The sequence below is a fragment of the Massilia sp. FBCC-B171 genome (genome assembly GCF_059134155.1).
In genome coordinates this window covers 449,958-462,644 of the sequence record NZ_CP101443.1, presented here as the reverse complement: position 1 = coordinate 462,644, position 12,687 = coordinate 449,958, and the positions used below count along the sequence as shown (strand labels likewise).

The 12,687-nt window shown below is 64.4% G+C and carries 12 protein-coding genes; 8 read left to right on the top strand and 4 right to left on the bottom strand.

Annotated features, from left to right (window positions below):
• Positions 1–249: 249 nt before the first annotated feature.
• The 3 genes from NMB41_RS02150 to recA all read right to left on the bottom strand — a co-directional run bounded on the left by NMB41_RS02150 (position 250) and on the right by recA (position 2,371).
• Positions 250–609: a hypothetical protein gene (locus NMB41_RS02150; protein ID WP_494380848.1), complete on the bottom strand. Its 360-nt coding sequence runs from the start codon at positions 607–609 to the stop codon at positions 250–252.
• Positions 610–778: 169 nt separating this feature from the next.
• On the bottom strand, positions 779–1,240 hold the full coding sequence (recX, locus tag NMB41_RS02145; protein WP_494380847.1) for a recombination regulator RecX: 462 nt from the start codon (positions 1,238–1,240) through the stop codon (positions 779–781).
• 48 nt (positions 1,241–1,288) lie between these two features.
• Positions 1,289–2,371 carry a recombinase RecA gene (recA, locus tag NMB41_RS02140; protein WP_494380846.1) on the bottom strand — a complete coding sequence of 361 codons (1,083 nt, stop codon included), beginning with the start codon at positions 2,369–2,371 and terminating at the stop codon, positions 1,289–1,291.
• Positions 2,372–2,560: 189 nt separating this feature from the next.
• Between recA and NMB41_RS02135 the strand changes: the two genes are divergently transcribed.
• The 5 genes from NMB41_RS02135 (at position 2,561) to NMB41_RS02115 (ending at position 8,496) form a co-directional block, all read left to right on the top strand.
• Entirely contained in the window at positions 2,561–3,271 is a 711-nt protein-coding gene (locus NMB41_RS02135; protein WP_494380845.1) for a response regulator transcription factor, read from the top strand.
• Positions 3,268–4,830, top strand: coding sequence for a sensor histidine kinase (locus NMB41_RS02130; protein ID WP_494380844.1), 1,563 nt, complete (start codon positions 3,268–3,270; stop codon positions 4,828–4,830). The genes NMB41_RS02135 and NMB41_RS02130 overlap by 4 nt, the downstream gene beginning before the upstream one ends.
• Positions 4,820–5,143 carry a DUF4212 domain-containing protein gene (locus tag NMB41_RS02125; RefSeq protein WP_494380843.1) on the top strand — a complete coding sequence of 108 codons (324 nt, stop codon included), beginning with the start codon at positions 4,820–4,822 and terminating at the stop codon, positions 5,141–5,143. Before NMB41_RS02130 ends, NMB41_RS02125 begins: the two co-directional genes overlap by 11 nt.
• On the top strand, positions 5,140–7,188 hold the full coding sequence (locus NMB41_RS02120; RefSeq protein ID WP_494380842.1) for a sodium:solute symporter family protein: 2,049 nt from the start codon (positions 5,140–5,142) through the stop codon (positions 7,186–7,188). Before NMB41_RS02125 ends, NMB41_RS02120 begins: the two co-directional genes overlap by 4 nt.
• Before the next feature lie 93 nt (positions 7,189–7,281).
• Complete coding sequence (locus tag NMB41_RS02115) at positions 7,282–8,496, top strand: 6-phosphofructokinase (protein WP_494380841.1); 1,215 nt, start codon at positions 7,282–7,284, stop codon at positions 8,494–8,496.
• Positions 8,497–8,558: 62 nt separating this feature from the next.
• Here the strand turns inward: NMB41_RS02115 and purM are convergent, their stop codons facing one another.
• A complete protein-coding gene (gene purM / locus NMB41_RS02110) occupies positions 8,559–9,602 on the bottom strand; it encodes a phosphoribosylformylglycinamidine cyclo-ligase (RefSeq protein ID WP_494380840.1) in 1,044 nt (347 codons plus the stop codon).
• A 260-nt stretch (positions 9,603–9,862) separates the two neighbouring features.
• Here purM and hda point away from each other — a divergent pair, with 260 nt between their 5' ends.
• From hda to pcnB, 3 genes are read left to right on the top strand one after another with little or no spacing between them, the layout of a single operon-like run.
• Positions 9,863–10,591, top strand: a complete 729-nt coding sequence (gene hda, locus NMB41_RS02105; protein WP_494380839.1) for a DnaA regulatory inactivator Hda — start codon at positions 9,863–9,865, stop codon at positions 10,589–10,591.
• Positions 10,569–11,243, top strand: a complete 675-nt coding sequence (locus tag NMB41_RS02100; RefSeq protein ID WP_494380838.1) for an HAD family hydrolase — start codon at positions 10,569–10,571, stop codon at positions 11,241–11,243. The genes hda and NMB41_RS02100 overlap by 23 nt, the downstream gene beginning before the upstream one ends.
• Positions 11,236–12,687, top strand: coding sequence for a polynucleotide adenylyltransferase PcnB (gene pcnB, locus NMB41_RS02095; RefSeq protein WP_494380837.1), 1,452 nt, complete (start codon positions 11,236–11,238; stop codon positions 12,685–12,687). The genes NMB41_RS02100 and pcnB overlap by 8 nt, the downstream gene beginning before the upstream one ends.

Below are 12,687 nucleotides of genomic sequence, written 5' to 3'. Positions count from 1 at the left end.
GCCGTGAAGGCGGCAATCAAGGTGGCAGCCGGTGTGCTGATGCACGTTACCGCAGCTTCTGCGGCAACAACCGCTCATGCGGCGCTGCTAAAACCGTGAAAGTTTAGCACACGCCGGGGCAGGTTGCACTGCAACATGGGGGGAAGCGGTCCGGTTCCAGGCCCTAGGCCAGGGAAAGGTGGCAAGCTTGCCAATGTTTGACGCGCGCAGCGCAAATGAGGGACTGCGGCCCTGCCGGCCGGGGCAAGTTTAGCCTTCGCTGTCCTTCGAAAAGCACACGGTGCCCTCGCCATCGAGGCAGATCCCGCCATTGCGCTCGAAGGCCGCGAGCCAGAGGCCCTGGCCGGCTTCGGGCACGGTTCCGCGCCAGACCAGGCCGTGGAAGGTGATGTCGATCTCGCCGCCGCGCTCCGCTTCCCATCTCCCGCGGATTTCATCGGTCATGCTGTCCGGGCCGTCGATCTGGAGCACATAATCGCCGCTGGCCCGCACGTCCAGTTCCATCGTTTTATCGGCCGTGCCGAGCCGGTAGGTCCCGGTCGGTTCGACAGGGCCGCGGGCGCAGGCGGTGAGGACAAGCAGCGACGTAAGGATGAACAGTGTTTTCATAATGACAATAATTTAGGCGCAGCAAGCGCCAGCGCGCAGCGCCATCCGTCGTTGAAGAATATGCGGACGCATATCGGCGAATGGCGCTCCGCGCTGGCGCCTGGATCATCGTGATGGTGGTTGTTACCTTGCCGGGACAGGCCCGACGGCGAGTATCAGAGCCAGGCTCTTAGAACTCGTCGTCCTCTTCGGGCGCGCCCTTGAGGGCAGCGCGCACGGCGCCGCTGGAAAAGCCGCGGGCCATGAGAAAACGCATCTGCTTGCTACGCTCGGCCGCGTCTTGCGCGACTGTGCCGAACTTGCGCTGCCAGACTTCGACGGCACGCGCGGTTTCGCTTTCAGCCAGGCCGGGCTTGAGCTCGGCGAGTGCCTCGCCGGTCACGCCATGGCTTTGCAGCTCGGCGAAGACACGGCTGTTGCCGAAGCGCGCCGCCTTACGGTTGATGAGCGATTCGGCGAAGCGCTCCTGCGACAGCCAATTGTTCTTCTCTAAAAAATCAAGGAGGGCGTCGAGGTCGTCGCCCTCCTCGGCATGGCGCGCCAGTTTGCGCTTGAGCTCGAGCCTGCTGTGCTCCCTCATGGAGAGAAAGCGCAGGGCCCGGCCTTTCAAACTCAGTACAGGTGCACGCATGGTACTAGGAACCACCGGATGGAGCCGACCAGGGTCAGCCCCGGCCGATTACTCCGACACGGCTTTCAGCTTCGGCGCCTTGTCTTCCGCATCGCCACCGAGCGGTGGCGGCAGTTCCCGCACGCCCAGCGCCGCACGCACCTTGTTCTCGATTTCACGCGCCAGCGCTGGGCGATCCCTCAGGAACTGGCGTGCGTTGTCCTTGCCCTGGCCGATACGTTCGCCGTTATAGCTGTACCAGGAGCCGGACTTCTCCACGATCTTGTTGTCGGCGCCAAGATCGAGGATTTCGCCTTCGCGGGACGTGCCTTCTCCATAAAGAATGTCGAAGTGCGCTTCGCGGAACGGCGGCGCGATTTTGTTTTTGACGACCTTGACCTTGGTTTCGTTACCGATCACCTCGTCACCCGACTTGATCGAACCGGTACGGCGGATGTCCAGGCGCACGGAGGCGTAGAACTTCAGCGCGTTACCGCCGGTCGTGGTTTCCGGGCTACCGAACATCACGCCGATCTTCATGCGGATCTGGTTGATGAAGATGACCAGGGTGTTGGTACGGTTGATCGAGGCGGTCAGCTTGCGCAGTGCCTGCGACATCAGACGTGCCTGGAGACCTGGCAGCGAATCGCCCATGTCGCCTTCGATCTCGGCGCGTGGCGTCAGTGCCGCCACCGAGTCGATGACCACGAGGTCGACCGAACCCGAACGCACCAGGGCGTCGGTGATTTCGAGCGCCTGCTCGCCGGTGTCAGGCTGGGAGATCAGCAGCTCGTCGAGCTTGATGCCCAGCTTTTGCGCGTAACCCACGTCCAGCGCGTGCTCCGCGTCGATGAAGGCGCAGGTGCCGCCCAGCTTTTGCATTTGTGCGATGGTCTGCAGCGTCAGCGTGGTTTTACCCGACGATTCCGGACCGTAGATTTCCACGATACGGCCGCGCGGCAAGCCGCCGACGCCGAGGGCGATGTCCAGGCCCAGCGAGCCGGTCGAGACGGTCTGCACCTCTTCGACAGGGGTGTTCGCGTCCATGCGCATGACCGAACCCTTGCCGAACTGCTTTTCGATTTGCGCGAGGGCGGCGGCCAGCGCTTTGCTTTTTTCAGCAGCGTTGTGTACTACTTTCTTGTCGTCCATAATTTTCTCTCAGTCTTGGAGGTACCAAGGTGTGGGCACCCTCACGCTTTGCAAGGGTACTACTGTATATAAATCCAGTGGTTTTGGCAAGCGCGTTTTTGCCCCAACCGTTGAAGAAGCTCGCATTGTTGCGCCAAATCAAACACAATGAGGACGGCCGGGAGGTCTAATTGATAACAGGGTGATCTTATGCGAATTTTGCTTGCTGAAGATGATAGCGTACTGGCGGATGGGCTGACACGCTCCTTGCGCCAGTCCGGCTATGCGATCGATGACGTACGCAACGGACAGGACGCCGACACGGCCCTCTCCACCCAGGAATTCGACCTCCTCATTCTCGACCTCGGGCTGCCCAAGATGTCGGGCCTGGAAGTGCTGCGCCGCCTGCGCGCGCGCTCCTCGCTGCTGCCGGTGCTCATTCTCACCGCGGCCGATTCGGTCGAGCAGCGCGTCGAGGGGCTCGACCTGGGCGCCGACGACTACATGGCCAAGCCCTTCGCCCTGTCCGAGCTCGAGGCGCGGGTGCGCGCCCTCACCCGGCGCGGGGCCGGCGGCGGCCCCACCGTGATCCGCCACGGCCCGCTGGTCTACGACCAGGTCGGGCGCAGCGCCTACATCAACGAACAGATGCTCGACCTCTCCGCGCGCGAACTGGGACTGCTCGAAATCCTGCTGGCCCGTACCGGGCGCCTGGTGTCGAAGGAGCAATTGGTCGACCATTTGTGCGAATGGGGCGAAGAGGTGTCGAACAACGCCATCGAGGTCTACGTGCACCGACTGCGCAAGAAGATCGAAGTCGGCGGGGTGCGCATCGCCACCGTGCGCGGGCTCGGCTATTGCCTGGAAAAATATTCCGACGCCGCGCGCGCCGGCAGCGAGCAGAGCGCCGAGCACAAGTGAAGCAGCAGGAGAAGGAAGACGAGCAGGATCACGAGCAGGATCGCGCCAGCGCCCTGGACGCGCTCGAGCCCGAGCCGCTCTACGTCCCGCCCAACCCCGAGCCGGAAGAAAACATCCAGCATTCGCTGTTCGGCGAAATCCTCGACTGGATGCTGGCGCCCTTGCTGCTGCTGTGGCCGATGAGCATTGCGATCACCTACCTGGTGGCGAAATCGATTGCGAATCAACCCTTCGACCATGCGCTGGAAGACCGGGTCACGGTGCTGGCCCAGCAGGTGCGCGAAGAGAACGGGGTGATCAATACACGCCTGCCGGGCAGCGCGCGCGACATCCTGCGCGCCGACGACATCGACAGCGTGTATTTTCAGGTGCTGGACGCCGCCGGGCGCCACGTCGACGGCGACCGCGAACTGCCGCGCCCGCGCGACGACGAGGCCGACAAGGATGGCGCCGTCCACTTCCGCAATGCCGCCCTGCACGGCAATCCGCTGCGCGTGGCCTACCTGTACATCAACCTCGACCCGCTGGCGCCGCCCGGCAGCAGCTCGCCGGCGTTTGCGCGCAAGGCCCTGGTGCAGGTGGCGGAAACGCTGGAAAAGCGCGCCCTGCTCGCCAACGAGATCATCAAGGGCGTGATCCTGCCTCAGTTCATCATCCTGCCGATCATCCTGGCCCTGGTCTGGTTCGCCCTCTCGAGGGGGCTCTCGCCCCTGGCGGAGTTGCAGGAGCGGATCCGCGCGCGCTCCTCGGACGACCTTTCTCCCATCGATTCGCGCCAGGTGCCCGAAGAAATTTCTCCCCTGGTCGGCTCGCTGAACGACATGCTGGGCCGGCTCTCGCAGACCATCGACATGCAGAAGCGTTTCATTGCCGACGCCGCGCACCAGATGAAGACGCCGCTGGCCGGGATGCGCATGCAATCCGAGCTGGCCCTGCGCCAGCTCGACCCGGACGAAATCCACCGTTCGCTCGAACAACTGGCCAAGAGTTCGGAATCAGCGACGCGCCTGGTGAACCAGCTGCTGGCCCTGGCGCGCGCGGAAAACCAGCCGCATGCGGGCCTGGCCTTCGAGGAAATCGACCTGGCGACGCTGGCGCGCGGGGTGGTGCAGGACTGGGTGCAGGCGTCCTTCGCCCAGCGCATCGACCTTGGCTACGAAGCCCAGGACGACGACGTGACCATCGCCGGCAATACCCTGATGCTGCGCGAACTGCTGTCGAACCTGATCGACAATGCGCTGCGCTACACCCCGGCGGGCGGCAGCGTCACGGTACGGGTGCGGCGCGACGGGGACTACGCGCTGCTCGAAGTCGAGGACACCGGCCCCGGCATCGCCCCGCACGAGCGTGCCCACGTGTTCGAGCGCTTTTACCGCATCCTCGGCTCGAGTGCGAGCGGCAGCGGCCTGGGGCTGGCGATCGTGCGCGAGATCGCGCAGCAGCACGGCGCCGAAGTCGACATTTTCAATAATCCGCGCAGCCATTCGGCCAAATACCCGGGCAGCCTGTTCCGGCTGACCTTCCCGCCACCTGTCAACGACGCCATCGATGCCACCTGAACCCGCAGCCCCCGCGCCTCCGCCTGAACCCGACCTGCAGCGCCAGCGCCGCCTGATCGCCGCGCGCGCCGTGCACTGGCGCCAGACCCGCCGCCTGACCTTCGTGCTGCTGGCGCTGTGGCTGGCGACCGGCTTTTGCACCGTGTTCTTTGCGCGCGAACTGGCGCACGTCACGGTGTTCGGCTGGCCGCTGTCGTTCTACATGGCGGCGCAGGGTGCTTCCCTGATCTGCCTGGCGATCATCGGCGTCTATGCATGGCGCATGCGCCGGCTCGACCGCCTCAATGCGCGTGCGCTGGAGGAGCAGGCGTGAGCGGTTCTAAACGGTATTTCCGGCGCCTGTCCGGCTACTACGCCTGGTTCTGCGTCTGCTTCGCCGGCTTCCTGCTGGCCCTGACCATCCTCGAAAACGAAGGCATGCCGCGCCTGTGGATCGGGCACCTGTTCATGTTCGCCACCATCGTGCTGTACGCCACCATCGGCGTGGTGAGCCGCACCTCGAACGTCACTGAATATTACGTCGCAGGACGGCGCGTACCGTCCATGTTCAACGGCATGGCGACCGCCGCCGACTGGATTTCGGCGGCCAGCTTCATCAGCCTGGCGGGCGGCCTGTATCTCTCCGGCTTCGACGCCCTCGCCTACATCATGGGCTGGACCGGCGGCTATTGCCTGGTCGCTTTGCTGATCGCGCCTTATCTGCGCAAGTTCGCCCAGTACACGATTCCCGACTTCCTGGCCGTGCGCTATGGCGGCGGCGCGGGCGGGCGCGGCGGGCCGGTGCGCGCACTGGCAGTCAGCGCGACCATCATCGTCTCCTTCGTCTACGTGGTGGCGCAAATCTATGCGGTCGGGCTGATCGCGTCGCGCTTTACCGGCGTCGATTTCTCGGTCGGCATTTTCCTGGGGCTGGCCAGCATCCTGGTCTGCTCTTTCCTCGGCGGCATGCGCGGCATCACCTGGACGCAAGTGGCGCAGTACATCATCATCCTGGTCGCTTTCCTGCTCCCGACCATGTGGCTGTCGGCCAAGCATGCCGACAATCCCGTGCCGCAGGTCGCCTACGGCTCGGTGCTGCCGAAGCTGGCCCAGCGCGAAGCGCAGCTGGCGGCGGACCCGCGCGAGCGCGAAGTGCGGGCGACCTTCCAGAAGCAAGCCGACGCCTATGGCGAGCGCCTCGCCAGGCTGCCCGCCTCCTGGGACCAGGGCAAGATCGACGCTCAGCGCCGGCTCGACACGGCGCGCCTGCGCAATGTCTCGCTGGCCGACGTGCGCAGCGCCGAGCGCGCCCTGGCCGCCTACCCGAAGACCGCGGACGACGCCGAAACCCTGTGGCGCGAGCAGCGCGCGCGCCTGCTCGCGCGGGCCCAACCGCCGCAGCCGCATGCCACGCCCTTCCCCGGCGCCACCGAAGCGGAATCGAATGCGCGCCGCAACAACTTTTTGGCGCTCGTGTTCTGCCTGATGTTCGGCACCGCCGCCCTGCCGCATATCCTGATGCGCTCCTATACCACGCCCTCGGTGCACGAAACCCGGGTCTCGGTGTTCTGGACCCTGTTCTTCATCCTGCTCATTTACTTGAGCATTCCGGCGCTGGCCGTGCTGGCCAAATACGACATCTATACGAGCCTGGTCGGCAGCGATTTTTCGTCCCTGCCGACCTGGATTTCCTATTGGGGAAATATCGACAAGGTGAATCCCTTGATTCAAGTCGTCGACATCAACGGCGACGGCCTGGTGCAGCTGGCGGAAATTGCGATCGACGGCGACGTGCTGGTGCTGGCCACGCCCGAAATCGGCGGCTTGCCGTATGTGATTTCAGGCCTGGTGGCGGCCGGCGGCCTGGCGGCGGCCCTGTCCACTGCCGATGGCCTGTTGCTGGCCATTTCGAATGCCCTCTCGCACGACATCTATTACAAGCTGGTCGACCCGGGCGCCTCGACCCAGAAGCGGGTGACGATTTCCAAATTGCTGCTGCTGGCCGTGGCTTTCATTGCCGCCTATGCCGCCTCGCAAAAGCCGGCCGACATCCTGTCTTTGGTGGGCGCCGCCTTTTCGCTCGCTGCTTCTACTTTATTTCCGCCGCTGGTGCTGGGCGTGTTCTGGAAGCGCGCCAACCACGCCGGGGCGATCGCCGGCATGGTAGTTGGCTTCCTGGTCTGCTTCTACTACATGATCCGCGTGCACCCGATGCTGGGCGGCCAGATGGATGCCGCCTGGTTCGAGATCGCGCCGATGTCGGCCGGTATCTTCGGCGTCCCGGCGGGCCTGCTGGCGATCATCGTGGTCAGCCTGCTGACGGCGCCGCCGGCACGCGGCAGCGATGGCTTGGTCGACTACATCCGGGCGCCGGAGTAGCACCGGAGTCACATAAGCGCGACGTTATCCGACATGCATGGATGCGCCCGGATGCCGGTGCTATCCTGAAGGGCCATGCGTGAAGGAGGCTGTATGTCATCTGGCAAAATCCTCGTTGCACAAGGAGGCGGTCCGACCGCCGTTATCAACCAGTCGATGGTCGGGGTGACCCTGGAGGCGCGGCGCTTCCGGAACGTCAACCGCATCTACGGCGCCCTGCACGGCGTGCGCGGCATCGTCAACGAAGACTTCCTCGACCTGACCCAGGAAACCAGCCACAACCTCGAGCTGGTCGCGGCCACGCCGTCCTCCGCCCTCGGCTCCACCCGCGACAAGCCGGACATGGCCTATTGCGGGCGCATCTTCGAGGTCTTGCGCGCCCACGAGATCGAACATTTCTTCTACATCGGCGGCAACGATTCGGCCGACACCGTACGCATCGTCAGCCAGGAAGCGCGCGCCGCCGGCTACCCGCTGCGCTCCATCCATATTCCGAAAACCATCGACAACGACCTGGTCGGCAACGACCACACGCCGGGCTTTCCCTCGGCGGCGCGTTTCGTGGCCCAGGCCTTTGCCGGCGCCAATCTCGACAACGCCGCCCTGCCCGGCGTGTATGTCGGCGTGGTGATGGGGCGGCATGCGGGTTTTCTTACTGCTGCCTCTGCCCTGGGTAAAAAATTTCCCGACGACGGCCCGCACCTGATCTATTTGCCCGAGCGCGTGTTCGAGCCGGAGCGCTTCCTGGCGGACGTGAAGGCGACTTACGAACGCCATGGACGCTGCGTGATTGCCGTCTCCGAGGGCGTGCACGACGCCGCCGGCGAGCCGATCGTCACGCTGCTGGCCAAGGAAATTGAAAAGGATGCGCATGGCAACGTGCAACTGTCCGGCACCGGCGCCCTGGCGGATCTGCTGTGCGAGGAAATCAAGGCCCGAATCGGCATCAAGCGCGTGCGCGGCGACACCTTCGGCTACCTGCAACGCTCCTTCATCGGCTGCGTGTCGGACGTCGACCAGCGCGAAGCACGCGAAGTCGGCGAAAAGGCGGTGCAGTTCGCGATGTGGGGCGACGCCGACGGCTCGGTGGTGATCCGGCGCACCGGTTTTTACTCGGTCGACTACGAACTGCTGCCGCTCGACCAGGTCGCCGGTAAAACGCGCACCATGGAAGACGAATTCATCAGCGAGAGCGGCACCGACGTCACCGACGCCTTCCGCCTGTATTTGCGACCGCTGCTCGGTTCGCGCATGCCGGATGCCTTCCGCTTGCGCGGGGCGCGGGTGGAGAAGATTTTGGCGCGTTAAACAACGGCGCTGCAAACGAAAAAGGCGCCCCGCGGGCGCCTTTCGTAATTGCAGCGTGGTGCTTACAGCACCACGGTCTGCGCCTGTCCCTCTTCGCGCGCACGGATCTCGCCGATGCGGTACACGGTCTCGCCCGCCGCGGCAAGCTGGGCCATGGCCGCATCCGCGTTTTCTTTCGAAATAATCACGGTCATGCCGATACCGCAGTTGAAGACGCGGTGCATCTCGTGGTCGGCCACGCCGCCGTGCTGCTGCAGCCACTGGAACAGCGGCGGCATCGTCCACGACTTGCCGTCGAGTACGGCGGTCAGGTTGTCCTGCAGCACGCGCGGGAGGTTTTCGACCAGGCCGCCGCCGGTGATGTGGACCAGGCCCTTGACTTCCATCGAGGCCATCAGCGCCAGCAGTGGTTTTACGTAGAGGCGGGTCGGCGCCATCAGCACGTCCGACAGCTTGCGGCCATGGAAATCCGCTTCCAGGTCAGGCTTGGCGACCTCGATGATCTTGCGCACCAGCGAGTAGCCGTTCGAGTGGATACCCGAGGAGGCCAGGCCCAGCACCACGTCGCCGGGAACGATCTTGCTGCCGTCGATGATCTGCGACTTTTCCACCGCGCCGACGGCGAAGCCGGCCAGGTCGTATTCGCCGTCCGGGTACATGCCCGGCATTTCAGCGGTCTCGCCGCCGAGCAGGGCGCAGCCGGACTGTTCGCAGCCCAGGGCGATGCCCTTGACCACGGCAGTGGCGGTCGCCACGTCGAGCTTGCCGCAGGCAAAGTAATCGAGGAAGAACAGGGGTTCGGCGCCCTGCACCAGGATGTCGTTGACGCTCATCGCGACCAGGTCGATGCCGACCGTGTCGTGGCGGTTCAGCTCGAATGCGAGCTTGAGTTTCGTGCCGACGCCGTCGGTGCCGGACACCAGCACCGGCTCCTTGAACTTCTTGCTGATCTCAAACAGGCCGCCAAAACCGCCGATGCCGCCGAGGACCCCTTCCCGCATGGTGCGCTTGGCAAACGGTTTGATTGCTTCGACCAAGGCGTCGCCGGCGTCGATGTCGACACCTGCGTCACGGTAAGAGAGAGAAACATTAGATGGTTGGCTCATGGTATTTGGCGGCGGAGGCGGTAAAATAGAAGGCGTAGACTGAACAATCGCTGATTCCAGTCAATCCGCTATTCTAACAAAACGGCCCGGCCCCAAGTTGCCAACCACGCGCTAACCCGAGATAACAATAAAAACATGCCCTCATTCCCGCCATCCGGAGCTCATCTTGCCGGCCCCCGCGCCGGCGCTCCCGGCGGTACTGGCGCAAGCGCATCTATAATGCATGATGCGAATGAAACTTCCAGGATGACACGGTCGCCATGAAACAACTGGTGCTCGATTTAGGCGCCGAGCCGGCGCACAGCCTCGATACCTTCCAGGTCGGGGAAAATGCCGAACTGGCGCACCTGATGCACCAGTTCGCGCAGCGCGCATCGCGCGAGCATTTCGCCTACCTGTGGGGCGATACCGGCGCCGGCAAGACCCATCTGCTGCAAGCCCTGGCCGCCACCCCGCACTCGCGCTACATCGCCGCCGATGCGCCGGCCGCCGATTTCGTGTTTACGCCAGGCATCACACTGTATTTGCTGGACGACTGCGACCGCCTCGGCCCCGCCGCCCAGATCGACGCGTTTGCCTTGTTCAATCAAATCCGCGAACACGGCGCCTACATGGTCTCGACCGGCCCGGTGCCGCCGGCCGTGCTGCCGGTGCGCGAAGACCTCAGGACACGCATGGGCTGGGGCCTGATCTACCTGATCCACGGCCTGTCGGACGACCAGAAGATCGCAGCGCTGACCCAGGCGGCCGAAGCGCGCGGCCTGACCCTGTCGGCCAGCGTGTTACCCTACTTGCTGTCCCATTTCAAGCGCGACATGCGCTCGCTGGCGACGATGCTCGACGCCCTCGACCAGTACTCGCTGGAGACGCAGCGCCCGGTCACGCTGCCGCTGCTACGCGACCTGCTGCTGGCACATCCCCAATCGGAATCGACGCAGCCGACATCAAACAATGAACAAGTAAACAATGAACAAGCTCGCCCTGTTTGACCTCGACCATACCTTGCTGCCGATCGACTCGGACTACGAGTGGGGCCAGTTCCTGGTGCGCGTCGGGGCGGTCGACGCGCTGGAATACGCGCGCCGCAATGACGAATTCTTCGCTCAATACCAGGCAGGCGTGCTCGACCCCGTCGAATACCTTGAATTCGCGCTCGCCACGCTGGCGGGCTTCACGCCGGACGCGCTCGATGACCTGTACGCGCGCTACCTGGAAGAAGTGATCGAGCCGGCGGTCCTGCCGCAAGCGCGGGCGCTGGTGCAGCGCCACCTGGACGCCGGCCACCTGGTGGCGATCATCACCGCCACCAACCACTACCTTACCGCGCCGATCGCCCGTATTTTCGGCGTCGAACACCATATCGCCGCCATGCCCGAATACGATGCCGACGGCCGCCTGACCGGCAGGCTGGCCGGCACGCCCACCTCGGGGCCGGGCAAGGTCGTGCACATGCATGCCTGGCTGGCGGAACTGGGGCTGTCGTTCGACAGCTTCGAGCGCAGTTATTTTTACAGCGATTCACACAACGACATTCCGCTGCTGTCGGTCGTGTCCGATCCGGTCGCGACCAACCCGAGCGCAGCGCTCGCCACGCACGCACGCACCCAAGGCTGGCCTTTACTCCATCTCTTCAATGATTAAAAAATTCATTCGTAAAATCCTTGGCGTGAAAGACGAGCGCGATCCCACCCAGCCGAGCATCCTCGGCGCGGAGGAACACGGCATCGACCTGAAACTCGTGTCGCCGAACGCGATCCGCCTGACGCAAACCCTGCAGGAAGCCGGTTTCAAAGCCTTTGTCGTCGGCGGCGCCGTGCGCGACCTGCTGCTGGGCGTGAAACCGAAAGACTTCGACATCGCCACCGATGCGACGCCCGAGCAGGTAAAAAAGCTGTTCCGGCGCGCCTTCATCATCGGCCGCCGTTTTCAAATTGTGCACGTGATGTTCGGCCAGGAGCTGCTGGAAGTGACGACCTTCCGCGGCAAGGGCAGCAACAACGCCCCGAAAGACGAACACGGGCGCGTCCTGCGCGACAATAATTTCGGTCCCCAGCACGAGGATGCGGAGCGCCGCGATTTCACGATCAACGCGATGTACTACGATCCGGCCAACCAGACGGTGCTCGATTACCACGGCGGCATCGCCGACATCCGCGAAAAAACCCTGCGCATCATCGGCGTGCCGGAAGCGCGCTACCGCGAAGATCCGGTGCGCATGCTGCGCGTGGTGCGTTTCGCCGCCAAGCTCGGCTTTACCATCGAGCCGACCACGCGCGCGCCGATCCCCGTGATGGCCCCCTTGATCGACAACGTGCCGGCCGCGCGCGTGTTCGACGAGATGCTCAAACTGCTGCTCTCGGGTCACGCCCTGGCCTGCCTGAAAGAGCTGCGTTCGGCCGGCCTGCACCACGGCCTGCTGCCGCTGCTCGACGTCGTGCTGGAACAGCCGATCGGCATGAAGTTCGTGACGCTCGCACTCGAATCCACCGACTCGCGCGTCAAAGCCGGCAAGGGCGTGTCGCCCGGCTTCCTGTTCGCCTCCTTGCTGTGGCACCAGGTGCTGGAAAAGTGGAATGCCTACCGCGCCGCCGGCGAAGCGCCGATCCCGGCCCTGCACCTGGCCGCCGACGACGTGCTCGACACCCAGACCGACAACCTGGCCCTGCAGCGCCGCATCGCCACCGACATGCGCGACATCTGGGCCATGCAGCCGCGCTTCGAGCGCCGTACCGGCAAGGCGCCGTATAAATTGCTGGAAAATCCGCGCTTCCGCGCCGGCTACGACTTCCTGCTGCTGCGCTGCGAGTCGGGCGAGCTGGAGATGGAAATCGGCGAATGGTGGACCGCCTTCTACGAAGCCGAGGCGAACGAGCGCGACCGCCTGGTAACGCAAGCCAACCGTCCGGCCCCGGTCGCCGGTGAAAAGAAGAAGCGCCCGCCGCGCCGCGCACCGCGCAACCGCGGTGGCGAGGACACCGGCGCAGGGGCGGATTCGGTCGCGGATTCAGTCGATCCGGCGCCGCGTTCTGCTTCCAGTTCCGGCTCGGATTACAGCTCGGCTTCCTACAAGCGCGAAGCTGGCTGA

Bases quoted from the DNA above. Each gene is read 5' to 3' on its own strand.
- pcnB (WP_494380837.1), top strand. From the start codon at position 11,236: ATGATTAAAAAATTCATTCGTAAAATCCTTGGCGTGAAAGACGAGCGC.
- hda (WP_494380839.1), top strand. From the start codon at position 9,863: ATGAAACAACTGGTGCTCGATTTAGGCGCCGAGCCGGCGCACAGCCTC.
- NMB41_RS02100 (WP_494380838.1), top strand. From the start codon at position 10,569: ATGAACAAGCTCGCCCTGTTTGACCTCGACCATACCTTGCTGCCGATC.
- NMB41_RS02135 (WP_494380845.1), top strand. From the start codon at position 2,561: ATGCGAATTTTGCTTGCTGAAGATGATAGCGTACTGGCGGATGGGCTG.
- purM (WP_494380840.1), bottom strand. From the start codon at position 9,602: ATGAGCCAACCATCTAATGTTTCTCTCTCTTACCGTGACGCAGGTGTC.
- recX (WP_494380847.1), bottom strand. From the start codon at position 1,240: ATGCGTGCACCTGTACTGAGTTTGAAAGGCCGGGCCCTGCGCTTTCTC.
- recA (WP_494380846.1), bottom strand. From the start codon at position 2,371: ATGGACGACAAGAAAGTAGTACACAACGCTGCTGAAAAAAGCAAAGCG.
- NMB41_RS02125 (WP_494380843.1), top strand. From the start codon at position 4,820: ATGCCACCTGAACCCGCAGCCCCCGCGCCTCCGCCTGAACCCGACCTG.
- NMB41_RS02115 (WP_494380841.1), top strand. From the start codon at position 7,282: ATGTCATCTGGCAAAATCCTCGTTGCACAAGGAGGCGGTCCGACCGCC.
- NMB41_RS02150 (WP_494380848.1), bottom strand. From the start codon at position 609: ATGAAAACACTGTTCATCCTTACGTCGCTGCTTGTCCTCACCGCCTGC.